We start from the raw sequence: 18,208 nt of genomic DNA, 5'->3' as shown, positions 1-18,208 counted from the left end.
ACCCGGCTATGAGATCCGTCTTCGCTGCATCACCCGGCGGGTAATAATCGGCAGCGAAATCACCACGATCAGCATCGCGCCGATAATCACTGACATCACAATGCCGGGCACGTTGAGCAGGCTCAGGCCGAAGGTCACCAGCCCCATCAGGAAGGCGGCGATAATCACGCCCACCATGCTGCCGGACCCACCGAGAATATTGACGCCGCCGAGCACCGCCATCGTCACCACCGCCAGCTCCCAGCCCATCGCGATGGTCGGGCGGGTACTGCCCAGACGCGAGGTGAGCAGCACCGACGCCAGGCCGGACATCAGTCCTACCAGCGCAAACAGGATCAGGTTGTGGCGCTTCACGTTGATGCCGGAGTACCACGCGCCGGTCGGGTTGTTGCCGATGGCGTAGGTGCGGCGGCCAAAATTGGTGCGGTGCAGCACAAAGGCAAACAGAGCGGCCAGTACGATAAACAGCGCGAACTCAAACGACAGCGCACCCCAGACGTAGCCCTGGCCGAACCAGGCGAAGCTCTCCGGGTAGCTGTTCAGCGCCTGGTCCCCGAGCAGGATGTAGGTGATCCCGCGGTACAGGCTCATGGTGCCGATGGTGATGACGATGGACGACAGGTTAAAGCGCGTCACCAGAATGCCGTTGAACAGCCCGCACAGTAGCCCGACGCCTAATCCCACGCACACCAGCAGCGGCGTATCGACGCCCGCCGCCGCGCAAAAGCCCATCACCGTGGAGCTGAGCGCGATGGTGGAGGCCACAGACAGGTCAATTTCCCGGGCGATAATCAGCATCGCCATCGGCAACACAATGATCGCTTTTTCCGTGAAGTTGAACGTCGCGTCGGAGAGGTTCCAGATATTGAGGAAGTAGGGCGAGGCGAGCGCGTTCACCACAAACACCGCCAGCGTCACCGCCAGCAGGAAGCCCTCCCAGCACAGCAGGCGCTGGAAGATGCCCGGCGCAGAAGTGGGTTTGAACTCTTCAGATGTCATCATTTTGCTCATGATTTCACCGCCAGTTTCTGACGTGCCAGCGCCGCGTCGCGCAGGATCAGCCTGCCTTTGCGCTTGTTGCCGCGCTCGTTCAGCAGCACAGCGATGACAATGACCGTGCCGGAAATCGCCATCTGCCAGAACGGGGAGACGCCGATCACCGGCAGGGCGTTGTTGATGACGCCAAGGAACAGCGCCCCGAACAGACAGCCGAGCACGCGCCCGGTGCCGCCCATGGTGCTGATCCCGCCAATCACGCAGGCGGCCACCACCTGCAATTCAAAACCGTTCGCGACGTCAACATACGCAACGGCAAAGCGCGAGATCCACAGGTAGCCGCAGAACCCGGCCAGCAGACCGGAAAGGCAGAAGCTGATGAACTGCATTTTCCCGGCGTTGATCCCGGTGTAGTACGCTGCCGTGGCGTTCCCGCCTGCGGTGTAGAGCGCCCGTCCGGTGCGACTGTAGCGCAGGAAGTAGCCCACCAGCAGCAGTACGGCGATGGCGCACCAGCTCAGCACCGGCAGGCCCAGCACTGACGCACGCGGCAGGCCGAGGAAGTCTGCACCCATCTGGTTGGAGTTCACCCAGCCGCCGCCGGAGAGCAAAAAGATCATTCCGCGGTAGATGCTCATGGTGCCGAGCGTCACCACAATCGCCGGAATGCCCAGTTTCCACACCAGCAGGCCGTTTATTGCGCCCATCAGCAGCCCAAGCGCGCTGGCAAGGATCAGCAGCGCCCAGACGGGCACGTCCGGGTAATGGAAATTAATCAGGGCGACAATCATCCCGGTCAGGGCCAGATTAGCCGCCATCGACAGGTCGATGCCTTTAGTGAGCAGCACCATCATCTGCCCGAGCGCGAGGACGATCAGAATGGCGGTGTCGTTAAACATCTCCACCAGGTTGCCCGGTGCGATAAACGATGGCACGCGGCTGCCAATGGCGACGACCATCAGGACAATCACCGCGCCAAGCAGCGCCTCGCGGTGTTTTAAGAGTGAGCTAAGCATTTATGCCGCCTCCTGTTTTGCACCGCTGGCGGCGCTGACGATGGTTTCCGCCGTCGCGTCTCCCGCCTGGTATTCGGCCACCATCAGCCCCTCGTGCATGACGATAATGCGATCCGCCATGCCCATCACTTCCGGCAGTTCGGACGAGACCATAATCACCGCCAGCCCCTGACTGACCAGCTCGGACATAAACTGATGCACGGCTGCCTTTGAGCCGATATCGATGCCTTTTGTTGGCTCATCGAGGATGATCACGTCAGGGTGCGTCGCCAGCCATTTGCCGATCACCACCTTTTGCTGGTTGCCGCCAGAGAGGGTCTCCACCGCCTGCTTCCAGCTGAAGGCTTTCACTTGCAGGCGTCTGGCGTATTCGTCTGCCAGCTTCCATTCGCGGTCGTCGTGCAGTACGCCGTTCGGATTGAGCCTGCTGAGCTGAGGCAGGCTGATGTTCTGGGCAATGGACAGTTCGATAATCGCACCCTGCTTCTGCCGCTCTTCCGGCACGCAGACGATACCGGCTTTGATCGCATCCGCAGGCTGGCGGAAGCGCCGGGGCTGACCGTTGAGGATAATTTCCCCGGACGATGGCCGCGTGACGCCGGAAAGCGCCTGCATCAGCTCGGTACGCCCGGCACCCACCAGCCCGTAAAAGCCGAGGATCTCCCCTTTACGCAGGGAGAACGAGATATGCGCAAACTCGGTCGGATGGCAGAGGTTTTTCACCTCCAGCACCGTCTCGCCTTTTTCGCAGTCGATTTTCGGGAAGGTTTGGGTAATGGCGCGCCCGACCATCATCGACACCATCCGCTCCTCGGTGATCTCATTTATTGCCCCTGCACCAACGAACATGCCGTCGCGCAAAATGGTGTAGTGATCGGCCAGCTCAAAAATCTCGTCGAACTTGTGGGAGATAAACAGGATGGCTTTGCCCTCCTGCTTTAAGCGCTCCACAATCTGGTAAAACTCGAGGATTTCATGCTGTGACAGCGCCGCTGTAGGTTCATCAAGAATAACCACCTGCGCCTCAAACGACAGCGCGCGGGCAATCGCCACCATGTGACGCTGGGCGATGCTCAGGGTTTTCAGCGTTGCGCGCGGGTCGATTTGCACCTCAAGGCGGGCGAGAATAGACTGCGCCCGGCGGTGCATTTCCGGCCAGTCGAGCTTTTTCAGGAAGCCTTTGTGAAGGTACTGACCGACAAAGATATTTTCGGTGACCGAGAGTTCATCGAACAGGACGGTTTCCTGGTGAATGGCGGTGATGCCCATTTTATGCGCCGACTCCGGCGTCGGAAGGTGAACGGGGATCGCCTTGTAGAGAATTTCGCCCTCGTCGGGCTGGTATATGCCGGTCATCACTTTGACCAGCGTCGACTTGCCCGCGCCGTTTTCGCCGATAAGCGCCGTCACTTTGCCGGGCCACAGCGCAAGCTGCACGTTCTCAAGAGCACGCACGCCGGGGAACACCTTGGTGATGCCAGAAAGCTGTAGCAATGGGGTCATGATAGTTCTCCTGGACAGGGGAATTTGTAGGGCGGGTAAGCGGCAGCGCCACCCGCCTTTTGCCGGATGGCGCTACGCTTATCCGGCCTACAAATCGCATCAAAAGATTTTTGAGAACTTATCAATATTGCTGGCATCGTAAACGAACGGCTCGGCCATCGCGCCGTTGCCGTCGGCATCCAGCTTCACTTTGCCCAGCTTGCCCATGCTGGCCTCGCCTTTCGTGGCGGTGCCTTTCACCAGGTCATCCGCCAGGTAGGTTGCGGCATAGCCCAGGTCAATCGGGTTCCAGATGGCAAAGCTCTTGCTTGCGCCGGACTTCACCGCGCCCGCCATCTCAGACGGCAGGCCTAAACCGGTGACGTACACTTTGCCAATCTTGCCCTGGTCCTTCACCGCCTGCGCGGCAGCCACAATGCCCACGGAAGAAGGCGAAACAATCACTTTCAGCTCCGGGTAGGTTTTCAGCAGGCCGACAGCTTCGCGGTAGCTCTTGTCAGAGAGATCGTCCCCGTAGGCCACGGTCACCAGATTGACGGACGGGTACTTCGGCAGCACCTTTTTCATCTCCGCAATCCAGGTGTTCTGGTTGGTGGAGGTTGGCGTGGCGCTCAGCACCGCCACATCGCCTTTCTCCACGTTCAGCGCTTTCAGGGCATCGGCGGCGAGCTTGACGTTAGTTTCGCCAATCAGGGCGTTATTGGACGGGTTGAGGTGGATCTGACGCCCGGCTTTCGCCACGCCGGAATCCCACGACACAACCTTGATGCCGCGCTGCATCGCTTTTTTCAGCACCGGCACGACGGCGTCCGGATCGTTCGCGGAAATCGCGATCGCATCCACGCCCTGGGCGATCAGCCCGTTCAGCACCTCGATCTGCGCTTCCGCCGTGGTGGTGGTCGGGCCGGTATAAATCACTTTTACATCGCCTAACTCTTTGGCCGCCTCCTGCGCGCCGACGTTCGCTGCCTCGAAGAATCCATTCCCTAAGGACTTCGCCACCAGGGCGATTTTCACTTCTGCTAAAGCGGAACCGGACAACGCCAGAGCGGCAACGGTGAGGATCAAGCTTGCTTTTATTTTCATTGCTTTTACTCCACTGACTTGAGTTAGTTGTAGGGATTGCAGGTGGTTTTCGCCCCGTCTCGGTGAGCGGGGCGCGATGTTGTTATTGGTACAAATCTAACGCCGACTGCATGGGGGTGACGCCAAAGCGTTTACCCAGGGCGATCAGTTCTTCCCGGGTGATGGTCTGCTTCATGCCGCCCATGGAATAGACCTTCACCAGCACTTCCGCGGATTTCTCGGCGGTGTCGATCAGGCCGAAGGTTTCATCCAGCGTCGGGCCGCTGCCGAAGACGCCATGGAACGGCCACAGCACCAGTGAATGTTTCTGCATGTCCGTCGCGGTTGCCTGGCCGATTTCGTCGGTGCCCGGCACCATCCACGGCAGAATGCCGACGCCGTCCGGGAACACCACCAGACACTCGGTGCTGCCTTCCCACAGTTTGCGGGTGAAGAAATCAGAATTATTTTCCAGCACGTAGGTCAGGGCGATCAGGTTGGTGGCGTGGCAGTGCATGATCACGCGGTCCTTGCCATTGGTCGTCTTGATGCGCTCGCAGTGGGAGAGGAAGTGCGCCGGCAGTTCTGAGGTGGGCACCGCCTCATCCGTCAGCCCCCACAGAATGTGGTAGCCCGCGCCGTCGCTATCCACTTTCACTACGCCGAGGTTGGCCTGCGGGTCGAGCTGAACGTTGCGGAAGAACTTCCCGGAACCGGTGACGATAAACGGCGTGTTGGCGAGCAGCGGCATCGGCTGGCTCAGGGCGATATAGCGCGGCTTCTGGTGGAAATCGGCGGCAAATGGCTCGATATCCGCGTCGTCCAGGCGTAGCGTCAGGTTGCCGCCGTTGCGCTCGTCCCAGCCCTTCAGCCAGGCGTCGGAGGTGGCTTTGATCATGCCCTGGACGAACCAGGAGGTGGTGATGGTCTGCATACTGTGTTTCCTTTGAAAATGCCGGGTGGCGCTACGCTTACCCGGCCTACTTTTACCTGTAGGCCCGGCAAGCAACGCGCCGCCGGGCAATGTTTTTTACTGACGAGCGGCAAGAACGTCTTTCTCATATGCCCGCACGTTGTCCAGCCACTGGCTGCCCGCAGGCGCATCGTGACGCTGGCAGTACATCTCCCACACCGCCTGCCACGGCAGGGATTTCTGCTCTTCCAGCAGCGCCAGGCGCGCGGTGTAGTCGCCGTTTTCTTCCAGCTGTTTCAGGGCGGCGACAGGCTCCAGCAGCGCGCGCAGCAGGGCTTTCTTCATGTTGCGGGTGCCGATAACCCACGCCGCGATGCGGTTGATGGAGGCGTCGAAAAAGTCGAGGCCAATGTGTACGCGGTCAAAGAGGTTGTGGCGGATGATTTCGCTGGCAATCGCCTGGGTTTCGTCATCCAGCAGCACCACGTGGTCGCTGTCCCAGCGCACCGGGCGGCTGACGTGCAGCAGCAGGCGCGGCACGTAGAGCATGGCAGCGGAGATTTTGTCGGAGATCACCTCGGTCGGATGGAAGTGACCGGCATCCAGGCACAGCGCGGTCTGGCGGCTGGTGGCGTACCCCATGTAGAACTCGTTCGAGCCGACGGTGTAGCTCTCGGCGCCAATGCCGAACAGCTTGCTCTCGACGGCATCGATGTGGTGCGCCGGGTCCAGCTTCTCGCTGATGGCTTCATCCAGCGCGGCCAGCAGGCGCTGGCGCGGGGCCAGTCGGTCTACGGTGATATCCTTCATGCCGTCCGGGATCCAGATGTTCATCACCGACGGCGTGCCAAGCTGCTCGCCGAAATACGCAGAAACGCGGCGGCTGGCTTTGACATGGTCGATCCAGAACTGGCGGATTTCGTCGTTGGCGTGCGCAAGGGTAAAGCCGTCCGCGCTCAGCGGGTGCGAGAAGCAGGAGGGGTTAAAGTCCAGGCCCAGCTTGTTGGCTTTCGCCCACGCCACCCAGTTCGTAAAGTGCTCCGGTTTGATTTCATTACGCGCCACCGGCTCGTCGGATTCGAGATAAATGGCGTGCAGATTCAGGCGCTTTGGCCCGGGGATCAGGCTCAGCGCCAGCTCCAGATCCGCACGCAGTTCGGTGGCGTTGCGCGCTTTGCCCGGATAGTTACCCGTGGCCTGAATACCCCCCGTCAGGGAACCGCCCGGGTTCTCGAAGCCAGCAACGTCATCACCCTGCCAGCAGTGCATGGAGACGGGCAGACGGTCGAGCTGGCGCAGCGCCTCTTCGACATCCACGCCGACGGCGGCGAAACGCTGTTTAGCCAGGTCCCAGGCTTGTTCAAGTTGAGTGGTCATGCGCAAAGCTCCTTAGTCAGTCGTTTTTGCTGAAACTGCGCCCGGTAGCGGGCAATTTCATGGCAGGGATGGGGGGTGAAGGTGGTCAGGCTGTTATTCGCCGTCACCACCGAACGGAAATCGTCGACGTTTGAAAGTTCGTCCAGGGTCATCAGCTGAATGCCGATATTGCCGAGCGTGGAGGCTTCAATCGGACCTGCCACCACGGTAATGCCGCAGGCATCCGCGCAGAGCTGGTTCAGCAGCTGGTTCTGGCAGCCGCCGCCCACGATATGCAGCTGCGTGAACGGTTTGCCGCGAAGGTCAGCCAGCTCGCTCAGGATGTCGGCATAGAGCAGGGCGAGACTGTCAAAAATGCAGCGCGCCAGCTCGGCGGGGCGGGAAGGTACCGGCTGCCCCGCTTCAAAACAGGCGGCCTGGATTTCAGCGCTCATGTGCGCCGGATTGATAAAGCGGTCGTCGTTCGGGTTAATCAGGAAGGTGCAGGCCTTCAGCGTTTCGGTTTCCGCGATAAGCGCGGGCAGGTCGTTGATGTTCTGCTCTTTCAGCACCCGCTGGAGAAGCCACAGGCCCATGATGTTCTTCAGCACCCGGTAGCGCCCTTCGGCGCCACCTTCGTTAGTGATGTTCGCCGCCAGTGCGGCATCGCTGGTGTAGGGTGTTTTGCTCTCAAAGCCCATCAGCGACCAGGTGCCGGAAGAGAGGTACGCCGCATCTTTGCCGGCGAGCGGCGAGGCAATGACCGCGCTGGCGGTGTCGTGACTGGCAACGGCGACAACAGGGATCTCATTCCCCTGCGGGCAAAGCCAGTGGCCGATCACATTGCCCGGATGGGTTGGCGCGCCGAACCAGGACGGCGAGGCGCCCGTCCAGGCCAGCAGATGTTCATCCCAGTTATCGGTGTTGATGTTAACCAGCTGCGTGGTGGTGGCGTTGGTGTATTCCCAGTTCATGTTGCCTGTCAGACGGTAGCTTAAGTAGTCCGGGATCAGCAGCGCATGCGCCACCTTTTCGACCAGCTCTGGCTGTTGCTCAACCAGCGCGCGCAGCTGATACAGCGTGTTAAACGGCAGAAACTGAATGCCGCTGCGACCATAGATGTTCTCCTTGCCAAGCTGGGCGATGGCGTGCGCCATTAGCCCATCGGTGCGGCTGTCGCGGTAGGAGACGGGCAGGCCGACGCGTTCGCCGTGACTGTCCAGCAGTACGTAATCCACACCCCAGGTATCAATGCCGATACTGTCGATGCGAATACCGTCTTCGCAGACGTTGTGAAGTCCGGTGCGGATCTCTGCTTCCAGGGCGTCGATATCCCAGGTAACAAAACCGTCCTGTTTTTGCAGACAATTGGCGAAACGGTGCATTTCGCGAAGCGTAAGGGTGTGCAGGTCGCAGTCCCAGGTGGCGAGCATTACACGGCCGCTGGATGCGCCTAAATCGACAGCCACACAATGGCGAAAAGTCATGGTCGGGTCCTTTCTTAAGTCATTAGCGAGGAGTGTAAGAAAGGGAAGAAATAGCCACCTTCTCGCCACTGACAGCCCAAATCTCGCGCTGGCAAGAAAGCAAAGATGAACGTGAGGGAGTTCACAGTTTCCAGTAATGGCGGGGTTTGCAGGCAGTGTGACGCTGACCGCATTTCCTGATTTTTCCGCCTGTTTCTTGAAAAACCGACAGCTTTTGCGCGGTTTGCTGTCAAAAATTTAAGGTGAGCGTGGAAGGCCTTAATTACTATTTTGAGAACTTTTCTCATTGGTGGGGGCCGTTATGACCGTACTGCACAGCGTCGATTTTTTTCCTTCGGGGGCTTCGCCGGTCGCGATTGAGCCACGGCTGCCTCAGGCTGCGTTCCCGGAGCATCATCATGATTTTCATGAAATTGTGATTGTTGAGCACGGAACGGGCATCCACGTGTTTAACGGTCAGCCGTATACCATCAGCGGCGGTACGGTGTGCTTCGTGCGCGATCACGACAGGCACCTGTATGAACATACCGACAACCTTTGCCTGACCAATGTGCTCTATCGTTCTCCGGATGCGTTCCAGTTTCTCTCCGGGCTGAATCAGCTGTTGCCGCAGGAGAAGGACGGTCACTACCCCTCGCACTGGCGGGTGAATCAGTCCACGTTGCAGCAGGTGCGTCAGCTGGTGAGCCAGATGGAGCAGAGCGAGGATGGACAGGAGACGCACGCCATTGCTACCCGCGAGCTGCTGTTTATGCAGCTGCTGGTGCTGCTGCGGCGCAGCAGCCTGGTGGAAGGGCTGGAAAATAACGACGCGCGCCTGAACCAGCTGATGGCCTGGCTGGAAGATCATTTTGCCGAAGATGTCTGCTGGGAAACGCTGGCGGATGACTTTTCGCTCTCGCTGCGCACGCTGCATCGTCAGCTCAAGCAGCATACCGGGCTGACGCCGCAGCGCTACCTCAACCGTCTGCGCCTGATCAAAGCGCGGCACCTTTTACGTCATACCGACGAAAGCGTCACCGATATCGCCTATCGCTGCGGATTCGGCGACAGTAACCACTTTTCGACGCTTTTTCGCCGGGAGTTTAACTGGTCGCCGCGTGATATTCGTCAGGGGAAAGACGCGTTGCTTCAGTAACGCGAGGGCAGTCACCGTTTTTTTGCTGCAAAAAGTCTAATAATGTCCGGTTATTCGCCGTAGAGGTTGTGGTGTGGCTGCTCAGCTCATTCTTCGCAAAGATGATTTTTTTGCCTCCGCGAGTCAGGCCGTCGCGGTGGCCGACCGCTACCCGCAAAACGTCTTTGCCGAGCACACCCACGAGTTTTGCGAGCTGGTGCTGGTATGGCGAGGCAACGGCCTGCACGTCCTCAACGACCGCCCCTACCGCATCACGCGCGGAGACCTGTTCTACATCCGCGCTGAAGACAAACACTCCTACGCCTCGGTTAACGATCTGGTGTTGCAGAACGTCATCTACTGCCCCGACAGACTTAAACTGAATGTCGACTGGGCGGGCAATATCCCCGGTTTTCATGATGCCAGAGGCGAACCGCACTGGCGCTTAAGCAGCAACGGCATGGCTCAGGTGCGCCAGACGATTTCCCAGCTGGAGCAGGAGAGCCAGAAGAGCGATCCGGTGGCAAACCAGATGTCGGAGCTGCTTTTTGCCCAGCTGGTGATGACCCTGAAGCGGCATCGTTACGCTACGGATAATCCCTCTGCTACCACGCAGGAAGCGCTGCTGGATAAGCTCATCACCCGGCTTGCGGGCAGTCTGAACAAGAGTTTCGTGCTGGAAAAATTCTGCGAGCAGGAGCAGTGCAGCGAGCGCGCGCTGCGCCAGCAGTTCCGCACCCAGACGGGGATGACGGTCAACCACTATCTGCGCCAGCTGCGCATCTGCCACGCCCAGTACCTGTTACAGCATACGGAGCTGATGGTGAGTGAAGTGGCGATGCGCTGCGGCTTTGAGGACAGTAACTACTTTTCGGTGGTGTTTAACCGTGAGGTGGGGATGACGCCGGTTCAGTGGCGTCATCGCAGTCGAAAGGCAGCGTAATCAGTTCGCCATGCCGAGGCCGACGATATTGGCCGCAATGATAATCACCACACAGCCCAGGCTCAGCACGCCAACCGGACGACGCCCGGCATTGTTCCACTCTTTCAGCACCAGCCCAACCAGCCCGCCGCACAGCACGTAGAAGCTCATGTGCAGCATCCAGCTCATGTAGTCATACTGCGCCGGAATACTGGCGTGACCCCAGGCGTAGAAGAAGAATTGCAGATACCACATCAGACCGCCGAGGGCGGAGAGCAGGACGTTGGTGACGATAAGCGGTTTTGCCAGCGAGAAGTCGGCTTTTACCGACAGGTTCTTCACTTTTGCCAGACGAATGAAGCAGAAGCCGAGGTTTACCAGCGCGCCGCCGCCCATGATCACCACGTAGCTTGGCAGGGCAGCGTACAGCGGATCGACGCCCAGCGCCGCAGCGGCGTCGTGCATCGGTTTGGCGGCGTTCATGGCGAACGACATGCCCGCCGAGAAGACGCCGCACATCACCGCCAGCAGCAGCCCTTTCTTCAGGTTGAACTCTTCGGCTTTGATGCCCATCTTGCGTTCTTTCAGCTGGCCTGCGCGGGTGACGATGCCCACGCCGATCACCGCCACCAGCACGCCCAGCAGCGTCATTCGCCCGCCCTGAGTGTTGATCAGCACGTCGAAGTGGCCGTTGAGGATTGGCGTCATCAGGGTGCCAACAATCAGCGTAATGCCAATCGCGATGCCAATCCCCATCGACATGCCTAGGTAGCGCATGGTGAGGCCGTAGTTGATATTACCGATGCCCCACATCGCGCCGAACAGGAATACCGGCAGCAGGGTGGAGGCGTTGAAGGAGGAGAAGTAGCCCCAGAAATCGGGCAGCAGCATGGCGCTGATTGTCCACGGCAAAATCAGCCAGGACACGGTGCCGCCAACGGACCACATGGTTTCCCATGACCAGCCTTTCACCTTTTTAAACGGGGCATAGAAACAGGCTGCACTGGCCGCGCCTATCAAATGCCAGAAAATACCCATCGTAATCGCATGATTCATTTTTACATCCTCATCGTTTTTATAGCCGGAGGCTTCCCGCCGACTTGATGAGTGTAAAAATGAGGCGGTTTGGGAACCTTCAGAAGGTTGCCGCACTTTTGTTCAGGATGGCAATCAGCACGTTAAGCACGTGAGCAGACTCACAATTTTGTCATTTATCAAAAATCTAATAACCTTATAAAAACTACGGCATTGATAATCATTTTCAATATCATTTAATTAACTATAATGAACCAACTGCTTACGCGGCATTAGCAGCTGTGCCGCCCGACAATAATGGAGAGGATTATGAGTTATACACTGCCATCCCTGCCGTATGCCTACGACGCACTGGAACCGCATTTCGACAAGCAGACGATGGAAATCCATCACACTAAACACCACCAGACCTATGTGAACAACGCGAATGCTGCGCTGGAAAGCCTGCCAGAGTTCGCTAATCTGCCTGTTGAAGAGCTGATCACCAAACTGGACCAGCTGCCGGCAGACAAGAAAACCGTGCTGCGCAACAACGCGGGCGGTCACGCTAACCACAGCCTGTTCTGGAAAGGCCTGAAAACCGGCACCACCCTTCAGGGCGACCTGAAAGCGGCTATCGAGCGTGACTTCGGTTCCGTTGACAACTTCAAAGCGGAATTCGAAAAAGCCGCTGCAACCCGTTTCGGCTCTGGCTGGGCGTGGCTGGTCCTGAAAGGTGACAAACTGGCGGTCGTTTCTACCGCTAACCAGGACTCCCCGCTGATGGGTGAAGCTATCTCTGGCGCATCCGGCTTCCCAATTCTGGGTCTGGACGTGTGGGAACACGCTTACTACCTGAAGTTCCAGAACCGTCGCCCTGACTACATCAAAGCCTTCTGGGATGTAGTAAACTGGGACGAAGCAGCAGCGCGTTTCGCCGCTAAAAAATAAGGTTGCATTGACGCCTGTGAGAAGCGAGTCTGATGACTCGCTTTTTTTGTATCTGAAGGAGTGGAGATGCATTACCCGGTGAATGTGTTTACAGGCAAGGTAAGGGAGTACGAAGGCAGCCGCCCGAGCGCCATCGCCAAAGTGCAGGTCGACGGTGAGCTGACGTTGACCGATCTCGGGCTTGCGGGTGACCAGCAGGCTGAAAAGAAAATCCACGGCGGGCCTGATCGCGCGCTGTGCCACTATCCGCGCGAGCACTATCAGCACTGGAAAGCCGAATTTCCTGAACAGACGGACCTCTTCGTCGCCCCCGCGTTTGGCGAAAATCTCTCAACGGAGGGGCTGACGGAGAAGAACGTCTTTATCGGCGATATTTACCGCTGGGGCGATGCTTTGATTCAGGTCACCCAGCCGCGCTCACCGTGCTTTAAGCTTAATTACCATTTCGGCATTCAGGATATGTCGGCCCAGCTGCAAAACGCGGGTAAAACCGGCTGGCTGTATCGCGTTGTGCAGGCGGGACAGGTTTCGGCGGATGCGCCGCTTGAGCTGGCTTCGCGCTTGAGTGAGGTGTCGGTATACGAGGCCTGCGCAATTGCCTGGCATATGCCGTTTGATGACGAGCAGTATCACCGCCTGCTGTCAGCGGCGGGATTATCCACCAGCTGGACCAGAACGATGCAGAAGCGGCGGTTAAGCGGCAAGATCGAGAGCAGTTCGCGGAGATTGTGGGGGAAAGAGGTTCCGTAGAAAGTAGGCCGGGTAAGGCGAAGCCGCCACCCGGCACATACGGTTACGAACGCTTATACAGCGGCAGCCATAGCGTTAACCTCAGCCCGCCCAGCGGGCTGTCATCGGCTTTCACCCAGCCACGGTGCTGTTGCATGGCGGTTTCAACAATTGCCAGACCTAGCCCCGTACCACCAGATTCACGGTCGCGCGCCTCGTCGGTGCGGTAGAACGGACGGAAAATCTGCTCGCGATCTTCCGGGCTGACGCCAGGACCATCGTCATCGACAATGACGGTAATCCCGTCTTTATCCACCGAAAACGCCACTTCAATCTTCGTGTGCGAATAGCGCAGGGCGTTACGCACGATATTCTCCAGCGCGCTTTCCAGCGTGTTGGGGTTACCGTAGAGCGGCCACGGGCCCGGCGGGAAGTTGACGGTGAACGATTTGCCCATCTGCTCCGCTTCGAACGCCGCGTTGTCCAGCACCTCATGCCAGAGGTGATTGGCTTTCACCGTTTCGCTCACCAGCGCGTTTTTCTGCTGATTGCGCGACATCACCAGCAGATCGTTGATCATGCTGTCCAGGCGATGCGCTTCCGTCTCAATACGCTCCAGCTCTTTGCTCTCGCCGCTGCGGCGGCGCAGCAGGGCGGTACCCAGCTGTAAGCGCGTGAGCGGCGTCCGCAGCTCGTGGGAGATATCCGACAGCAGGCGTTGCTGCGCGGTCATCATGCGGTCAAGAGCAGAGACCATCTGGTTAAAACTGGTTCCGGCGGCCAGGAACTCCTGCGGCCCGGATTCCAGCTCCGGATGCTGCCTCAGGTTGCCCTGCGCCACTTCGTCCGCCGCATTTTTCAGCTTACGCGCCGGTTTCGCCAGGCTCCACGCCAGCCATAACAGCAGCGGGGAACTGACCAGCATCGTGACAATCAACAGCAAAAGCGGACGGTCAAACAGCAGGTTGATAAAGTCGGACTGGGAACTGCTCGCAGGGCGAATCAGATAGAGCTGGTAATTGTCTTCCCCATCCCGCACCGAGAAAGGACCGACCATCTCTACCCGACCATATTTCTTTTTCTGTGGGTGATCGGCATTATCCGCCTGGCCAATAAAGTTGCGGATAATCTGCATTTCATTGCGATCGGCCCCAATCACGCGGCCTTCACTGGTGACCAGTAAAAGACGTTGTCCGGGGGGCGCCCACTTGTCGATAGCGCGAAACAGCCTGCGCCACCACATTAAATCGTTCGGCGGATCGTTTGCCAGCTCCGCTTCCACGTGCTGCTCGATCATCACGCCCTGACGTTGCTCGCTGTCGAGTAGCTCCGTCATCTGGCGTGAGTCGAGTTTTGGCAACATCAAAACGAGCATTAAAACCAGTGCCAGCGTCAGCCAGAAGATGGCGAAGATGCGGGCGGTTAAGCTGCCTATCATGAAGCGGAAACCATCAGATAACCGCGACCACGCAGGGTTTTAAACCATGGGTGACCGTCTTTACGCTCCGGCAGCTTACGGCGCAGGTTAGAGATGTGCATGTCGATGGCGCGGTCAAACGGGGTGAGGCGTTTGCCGAGCACTTCCTGACTTAAGTGTTCACGCGACACCACCTGGCCGAGATGCTGCGCCAGCAGATACAGCAGGGTGAACTCGGTGCCGGTTAGCTCCAGCGTTTCACCGTCGAAGCTCGCTTCCTGGCGGCCCGGGTTCAGGCTCAGGGAGTCCACTTCCAGCGTAGGTGAGCTGTTGTCGGTATTCTGCTGCTGCTCGCTCCAGTGAGAGCGGCGCAGGATCGCGCGAATACGGGCCACCAGTTCACGGTCGTTGAACGGCTTAGGTAAATAGTCATCCGCACCCAGCTCAAGGCCGAGTACGCGGTCAAGCTCGCTGCCGCGTGCGGTCAGCATAATGACGGGGGTCTGGTGTGTCTGGCGAAGCTCTTTCAACGTATCAATACCGTTTTTCTTCGGCATCATGACGTCGAGCAAAAGTAAATCGATGCTGTCGTCAAGGAGACTCAGCGCCTGCTCGCCATCATGGGCAACCAGGACGTTGAAACCTTCCATGTCGAGCAACTCCTTTAAAAGAGATGTGAGCTCTCGGTCATCATCAACTAACAGGATTTTATTCATTGTTTAAATACCTCCGAGGCAGAAATTACGACATCAAGGCTATCTAATCCATGACTTTACGTTGTTTTACACCCCCTGACGCATGTTTGCAGCCTGAATCGTAGACTGTCTCTCGTTGAATCGCGACACGAAAGATTTTGGGAGCAAGTGATGCGCAAAGTTACCGCTGCCGTCATGGCCTCAACGCTGGCCTTCAGTGCGTTTAGCCAGGCTGCTGTAGCTATCATCAGCGATAACGGTTCCTCAGCAGAGGGCGCAACGCAGCACAGCAGCCAAAGCCATATGTTTGACGGCATAAGTTTAACCGAACATCAGCGTCAACAGATGCGAGATCTGATGCAGAGGGCAAGACACGACCAGCCCCCTGTTAATGTTAGCGAAATGGAGACAATGCATCGCCTTGTCACCGCAGAAAATTTTGACGAAAGCGCTGTACGCGCTCAGGCCGAAAAAATGGCGCAGGAACAGGTTGCCCGCCAGGTAGAGATGGCGAAGGTTCGCAACCAGATGTTCCACCTGCTAACGCCCGAGCAGCAAGCGGTTTTGAATACCAAACATCAGCAACGTATGAATCAGTTGCGTGAGGTTGCACGGATGCAGCGAAGCTCAGATATGACGCTTTTCAGTAGCAATAGCAGTACCCGTAGTAACCAGTAAACCCTGTTTTCCTTGCCATAGACACCATCCCTGTCTTCCCCCACATGATGTGGGGGTTTTTTTTGCCCATTGTTCAGGTTTGTTAACGCTTTATTCATCCTTTCACTCCACCACCATCCGTTATACTAGCGCCATGGCATGACAGGAGTGTTTATGAATCAATCCTATGGACGGCTGGTAAGCCGGGCCGCAATAGCCGCGACGGTGATGGCGTCGTGTTTGCTGATCATTAAAATTTTCGCGTGGTGGTACACCGGGTCGGTCAGTATTCTGGCGGCACTGGTGGATTCACTGGTGGATATTGCCGCCTCGCTGACCAACCTGCTGGTGGTGCGCTACTCGCTGCAACCGGCGGATGAAGAGCATACGTTTGGCCACGGCAAAGCGGAATCGCTGGCCGCGCTGGCACAAAGCATGTTTATTTCGGGCTCTGCGCTTTTCCTGTTTTTGACCGGTATTCAGCATCTTATTTCGCCTTCTCCGATGAACGATCCGGGCGTTGGCGTGGTCGTAACGGTAGTTGCACTTATAAGCACACTTGTTCTTGTAACGTTCCAGCGCTGGGTTGTACGCAAAACACAAAGCCAGGCTGTACGGGCCGATATGCTTCATTATCAGTCTGATGTTATGATGAATGGGGCTATTCTTATTGCGCTTGGTCTGGCCTGGTATGGCTGGCATCGGGCCGATGCGTTGTTTGCGTTAGGGATAGGAATCTATATTTTATACAGCGCCTTGCGGATGGGGTATGAAGCGGTACAGTCGCTTCTTGACCGTGCGCTTCCGGATGCAGAACGTGATGAAATTTATGCCATCGTGACCAACTGGCCTGGCGTCAGTGGTGCTCACGATCTTCGTACGCGGCAGTCAGGGCCGACCCGCTTTATTCAGATTCATTTGGAAATGGAAGACAACCTGCCACTGGTTCAGGCGCATATGGTCGCTGAACAGGTGGAGCAGGCGATTTTGCAGCGTTTCCCTGGGTCAGACGTCATTATTCATCAGGATCCGTGCTCTGTCGTACCCAGGGCGTTTTGAGCTTTCGTAATTCGTTGTAAAAAAGTGAGCCAGAGCAGCATTTTGTGGATAAATTACCACCATATGGCCTGACCTGAATCAATTCAGCTGGAAGGGATTGATATACTATTTGCAGTATTCGACGGTTGAACAGTTTCTTCCGGCAGCAGATTTCAATTTTGCATTCCTAAGTTCAGAGGTAGTCATGATTAAGAAAATCGGTGTGTTGACAAGCGGCGGTGATGCGCCGGGCATGAACGCGGCAATCCGTGGGGTTGTCCGTGCAGCGCTGACGGAAGGTCTGGAAGTTTTTGGTATCTATGACGGTTACCTGGGTCTGTATGAAGACCGCATGGTTCAGCTCGACCGCTACAGCGTGTCTGACATGATCAACCGTGGCGGTACTTTCCTCGGTTCTGCACGCTTCCCGGAATTCCGTGACGAACACATCCGTGAAGTGGCTATCGAAAACATGAAAAAACGGGGTCTGGATGCGCTGGTGGTTATCGGCGGCGACGGCTCCTACATGGGTGCAAAACGTCTGACTGAAATGGGCTTCCCGTGCATCGGCCTGCCTGGCACCATCGACAATGACATCAAAGGCACCGACTACACCATCGGTTACTTCACCGCGCTGGGTACCGTTGTGGAAGCGATTGACCGCCTGCGTGACACCTCTTCCTCTCACCAGCGTATTTCTATTGTTGAAGTGATGGGCCGTTACTGCGGTGACCTGACTCTGGCGGCGGCAATTGCCGGTGGCTGTGAGTTCGTGGTGGTGCCGGAAGTGGAATTTAGCCGTGAAGATCTGGTCGCTGAAATCAAAGCCGGTATCGCGAAAGGTAAGAAACACGCCATCGTTGCTATCACCGAGCACATCTGTGACGTTGACGAGCTGGCGAAGTACATCGAAACCGAAACCAAACGCGAAACCCGCGCGACCGTTCTGGGTCACATTCAGCGTGGTGGTTCCCCAGGCCCGTACGACCGTATCCTGGCGTCCCGCATGGGCGCGTACGCGATCGAGCTACTGCTTCAGGGCCACGGCGGCCGCTGCGTCGGTATTCAGAACGAGAAACTGGTTCACCATGACATCATCGACGCCATTGAAAACATGAAGCGTCCGTTCAAAGGTGACTGGCTGGACTGCGCGAAAAAACTGTACTGATTGGCTCTGTTGCCCGGTGGCGGCAAGGTAAATGCAAAACGGTAACCCTTGGGTTACCGTTTTTTATGGTTGCTCCCTCTCCCGTGGGAGAGGGTTGGGGTGAGGGCATCAGGCCGCTCATTCACTTTTTTTTATTCCTGCACGTTATAGCCAATCTTTTTTTA

General features: G+C 57.5%; 17 protein-coding genes. 7 read left to right on the top strand and 10 right to left on the bottom strand.

All coding sequences use genetic code 11. The annotated features are described in order from the left end of the window. Window positions 1–6 precede the first annotated feature (6 nt). The 7 genes from SK62_RS19415 to rhaB form a co-directional block, all read right to left on the bottom strand. Window positions 7–1,011 carry an ABC transporter permease gene (locus tag SK62_RS19415; protein WP_015569926.1) on the bottom strand — a complete coding sequence of 335 codons (1,005 nt, stop codon included), beginning with the start codon at window positions 1,009–1,011 and terminating at the stop codon, window positions 7–9. After that, window positions 1,008–2,012, bottom strand: a complete 1,005-nt coding sequence (locus SK62_RS19410; RefSeq protein WP_047718178.1) for an ABC transporter permease — start codon at window positions 2,010–2,012, stop codon at window positions 1,008–1,010. Before SK62_RS19410 ends, SK62_RS19415 begins: the two co-directional genes overlap by 4 nt. After that, window positions 2,013–3,515, bottom strand: coding sequence for a sugar ABC transporter ATP-binding protein (locus SK62_RS19405; protein ID WP_047718180.1), 1,503 nt, complete (start codon window positions 3,513–3,515; stop codon window positions 2,013–2,015). A 99-nt stretch (window positions 3,516–3,614) separates the two neighbouring features. Next, window positions 3,615–4,601 carry a rhamnose ABC transporter substrate-binding protein gene (rhaS, locus tag SK62_RS19400; protein WP_032649875.1) on the bottom strand — a complete coding sequence of 329 codons (987 nt, stop codon included), beginning with the start codon at window positions 4,599–4,601 and terminating at the stop codon, window positions 3,615–3,617. 82 nt (window positions 4,602–4,683) lie between these two features. Then, the gene (gene rhaD, locus SK62_RS19395) at window positions 4,684–5,514 is read right to left on the bottom strand and encodes a rhamnulose-1-phosphate aldolase (protein ID WP_047718182.1); all 831 of its coding nucleotides are present in this window, start codon (window positions 5,512–5,514) and stop codon (window positions 4,684–4,686) included. A 96-nt stretch (window positions 5,515–5,610) separates the two neighbouring features. Beyond that, complete coding sequence (gene rhaA, locus SK62_RS19390; RefSeq protein ID WP_015569931.1) at window positions 5,611–6,870, bottom strand: L-rhamnose isomerase; 1,260 nt, start codon at window positions 6,868–6,870, stop codon at window positions 5,611–5,613. Then, the gene (gene rhaB / locus SK62_RS19385) at window positions 6,867–8,336 is read right to left on the bottom strand and encodes a rhamnulokinase (RefSeq protein ID WP_017694057.1); all 1,470 of its coding nucleotides are present in this window, start codon (window positions 8,334–8,336) and stop codon (window positions 6,867–6,869) included. Before rhaB ends, rhaA begins: the two co-directional genes overlap by 4 nt. 301 nt (window positions 8,337–8,637) lie before the next feature. Between rhaB and rhaS (SK62_RS19375) the strand changes: the two genes are divergently transcribed. Then, window positions 8,638–9,474, top strand: coding sequence for an HTH-type transcriptional activator RhaS (gene rhaS, locus SK62_RS19375; RefSeq protein WP_015569934.1), 837 nt, complete (start codon window positions 8,638–8,640; stop codon window positions 9,472–9,474). Between the two features lie 73 nt (window positions 9,475–9,547). Next, entirely contained in the window at window positions 9,548–10,396 is an 849-nt protein-coding gene (gene rhaR / locus SK62_RS19370; RefSeq protein ID WP_017382695.1) for an HTH-type transcriptional activator RhaR, read from the top strand. Here the strand turns inward: rhaR and rhaT are convergent, their stop codons facing one another. After that, window positions 10,397–11,431 carry an L-rhamnose/proton symporter RhaT gene (gene rhaT, locus SK62_RS19365; protein ID WP_017694058.1) on the bottom strand — a complete coding sequence of 345 codons (1,035 nt, stop codon included), beginning with the start codon at window positions 11,429–11,431 and terminating at the stop codon, window positions 10,397–10,399. Window positions 11,432–11,719: 288 nt separating this feature from the next. On the opposite strand from rhaT, the gene sodA reads away from it, so the two are divergent. After that, window positions 11,720–12,340, top strand: coding sequence for a superoxide dismutase [Mn] (sodA, locus tag SK62_RS19360; protein WP_003861999.1), 621 nt, complete (start codon window positions 11,720–11,722; stop codon window positions 12,338–12,340). Between the two features lie 66 nt (window positions 12,341–12,406). Then, a complete protein-coding gene (yiiM, locus tag SK62_RS19355) occupies window positions 12,407–13,090 on the top strand; it encodes a 6-hydroxyaminopurine reductase (protein WP_023304640.1) in 684 nt (227 codons plus the stop codon). Between the two features lie 43 nt (window positions 13,091–13,133). On the opposite strand, the gene cpxA is transcribed toward yiiM, so the two are convergent. After that, entirely contained in the window at window positions 13,134–14,507 is a 1,374-nt protein-coding gene (gene cpxA / locus SK62_RS19350) for an envelope stress sensor histidine kinase CpxA (protein ID WP_015569937.1), read from the bottom strand. Next, window positions 14,504–15,202: an envelope stress response regulator transcription factor CpxR gene (cpxR, locus tag SK62_RS19345; protein WP_003862004.1), complete on the bottom strand. Its 699-nt coding sequence runs from the start codon at window positions 15,200–15,202 to the stop codon at window positions 14,504–14,506. Before cpxR ends, cpxA begins: the two co-directional genes overlap by 4 nt. Before the next feature lie 150 nt (window positions 15,203–15,352). On the opposite strand from cpxR, the gene cpxP reads away from it, so the two are divergent. The 3 genes from cpxP (at window position 15,353) to pfkA (ending at window position 18,044) form a co-directional block, all read left to right on the top strand. Beyond that, complete coding sequence (cpxP, locus tag SK62_RS19340; protein WP_003862006.1) at window positions 15,353–15,859, top strand: cell-envelope stress modulator CpxP; 507 nt, start codon at window positions 15,353–15,355, stop codon at window positions 15,857–15,859. Window positions 15,860–16,012: 153 nt separating this feature from the next. Continuing rightward, window positions 16,013–16,897: a CDF family cation-efflux transporter FieF gene (gene fieF / locus SK62_RS19335; RefSeq protein WP_017382698.1), complete on the top strand. Its 885-nt coding sequence runs from the start codon at window positions 16,013–16,015 to the stop codon at window positions 16,895–16,897. Between the two features lie 184 nt (window positions 16,898–17,081). After that, window positions 17,082–18,044 carry a 6-phosphofructokinase gene (gene pfkA / locus SK62_RS19330; RefSeq protein ID WP_003862009.1) on the top strand — a complete coding sequence of 321 codons (963 nt, stop codon included), beginning with the start codon at window positions 17,082–17,084 and terminating at the stop codon, window positions 18,042–18,044. The last annotated feature ends 164 nt before the right edge of the window (window positions 18,045–18,208 follow it).

It is taken from the genome of Enterobacter sp. BIDMC109 (genome assembly GCF_001037885.1).
GTDB lineage: Bacteria > Pseudomonadota > Gammaproteobacteria > Enterobacterales > Enterobacteriaceae > Enterobacter > Enterobacter hormaechei_C.
Note: the sequence above shows the minus strand (reverse complement) of the source record. Positions and strands in the feature narration are given on the sequence as shown.

Excerpts from the sequence above, each read along its gene's own strand:
- SK62_RS19415 (WP_015569926.1), bottom strand. The coding sequence starts at position 1,011 with ATGAGCAAAATGATGACATCTGAAGAGTTCAAACCCACTTCTGCGCCG.
- SK62_RS19410 (WP_047718178.1), bottom strand. The coding sequence starts at position 2,012 with ATGCTTAGCTCACTCTTAAAACACCGCGAGGCGCTGCTTGGCGCGGTG.
- SK62_RS19405 (WP_047718180.1), bottom strand. The coding sequence starts at position 3,515 with ATGACCCCATTGCTACAGCTTTCTGGCATCACCAAGGTGTTCCCCGGC.
- rhaS (WP_032649875.1), bottom strand. The coding sequence starts at position 4,601 with ATGAAAATAAAAGCAAGCTTGATCCTCACCGTTGCCGCTCTGGCGTTG.
- rhaD (WP_047718182.1), bottom strand. The coding sequence starts at position 5,514 with ATGCAGACCATCACCACCTCCTGGTTCGTCCAGGGCATGATCAAAGCC.
- rhaA (WP_015569931.1), bottom strand. The coding sequence starts at position 6,870 with ATGACCACTCAACTTGAACAAGCCTGGGACCTGGCTAAACAGCGTTTC.
- rhaB (WP_017694057.1), bottom strand. The coding sequence starts at position 8,336 with ATGACTTTTCGCCATTGTGTGGCTGTCGATTTAGGCGCATCCAGCGGC.
- rhaS (WP_015569934.1), top strand. The coding sequence starts at position 8,638 with ATGACCGTACTGCACAGCGTCGATTTTTTTCCTTCGGGGGCTTCGCCG.
- rhaT (WP_017694058.1), bottom strand. The coding sequence starts at position 11,431 with ATGAATCATGCGATTACGATGGGTATTTTCTGGCATTTGATAGGCGCG.
- sodA (WP_003861999.1), top strand. The coding sequence starts at position 11,720 with ATGAGTTATACACTGCCATCCCTGCCGTATGCCTACGACGCACTGGAA.
- yiiM (WP_023304640.1), top strand. The coding sequence starts at position 12,407 with ATGCATTACCCGGTGAATGTGTTTACAGGCAAGGTAAGGGAGTACGAA.
- cpxA (WP_015569937.1), bottom strand. The coding sequence starts at position 14,507 with ATGATAGGCAGCTTAACCGCCCGCATCTTCGCCATCTTCTGGCTGACG.
- cpxR (WP_003862004.1), bottom strand. The coding sequence starts at position 15,202 with ATGAATAAAATCCTGTTAGTTGATGATGACCGAGAGCTCACATCTCTT.
- cpxP (WP_003862006.1), top strand. The coding sequence starts at position 15,353 with ATGCGCAAAGTTACCGCTGCCGTCATGGCCTCAACGCTGGCCTTCAGT.
- fieF (WP_017382698.1), top strand. The coding sequence starts at position 16,013 with ATGAATCAATCCTATGGACGGCTGGTAAGCCGGGCCGCAATAGCCGCG.
- pfkA (WP_003862009.1), top strand. The coding sequence starts at position 17,082 with ATGATTAAGAAAATCGGTGTGTTGACAAGCGGCGGTGATGCGCCGGGC.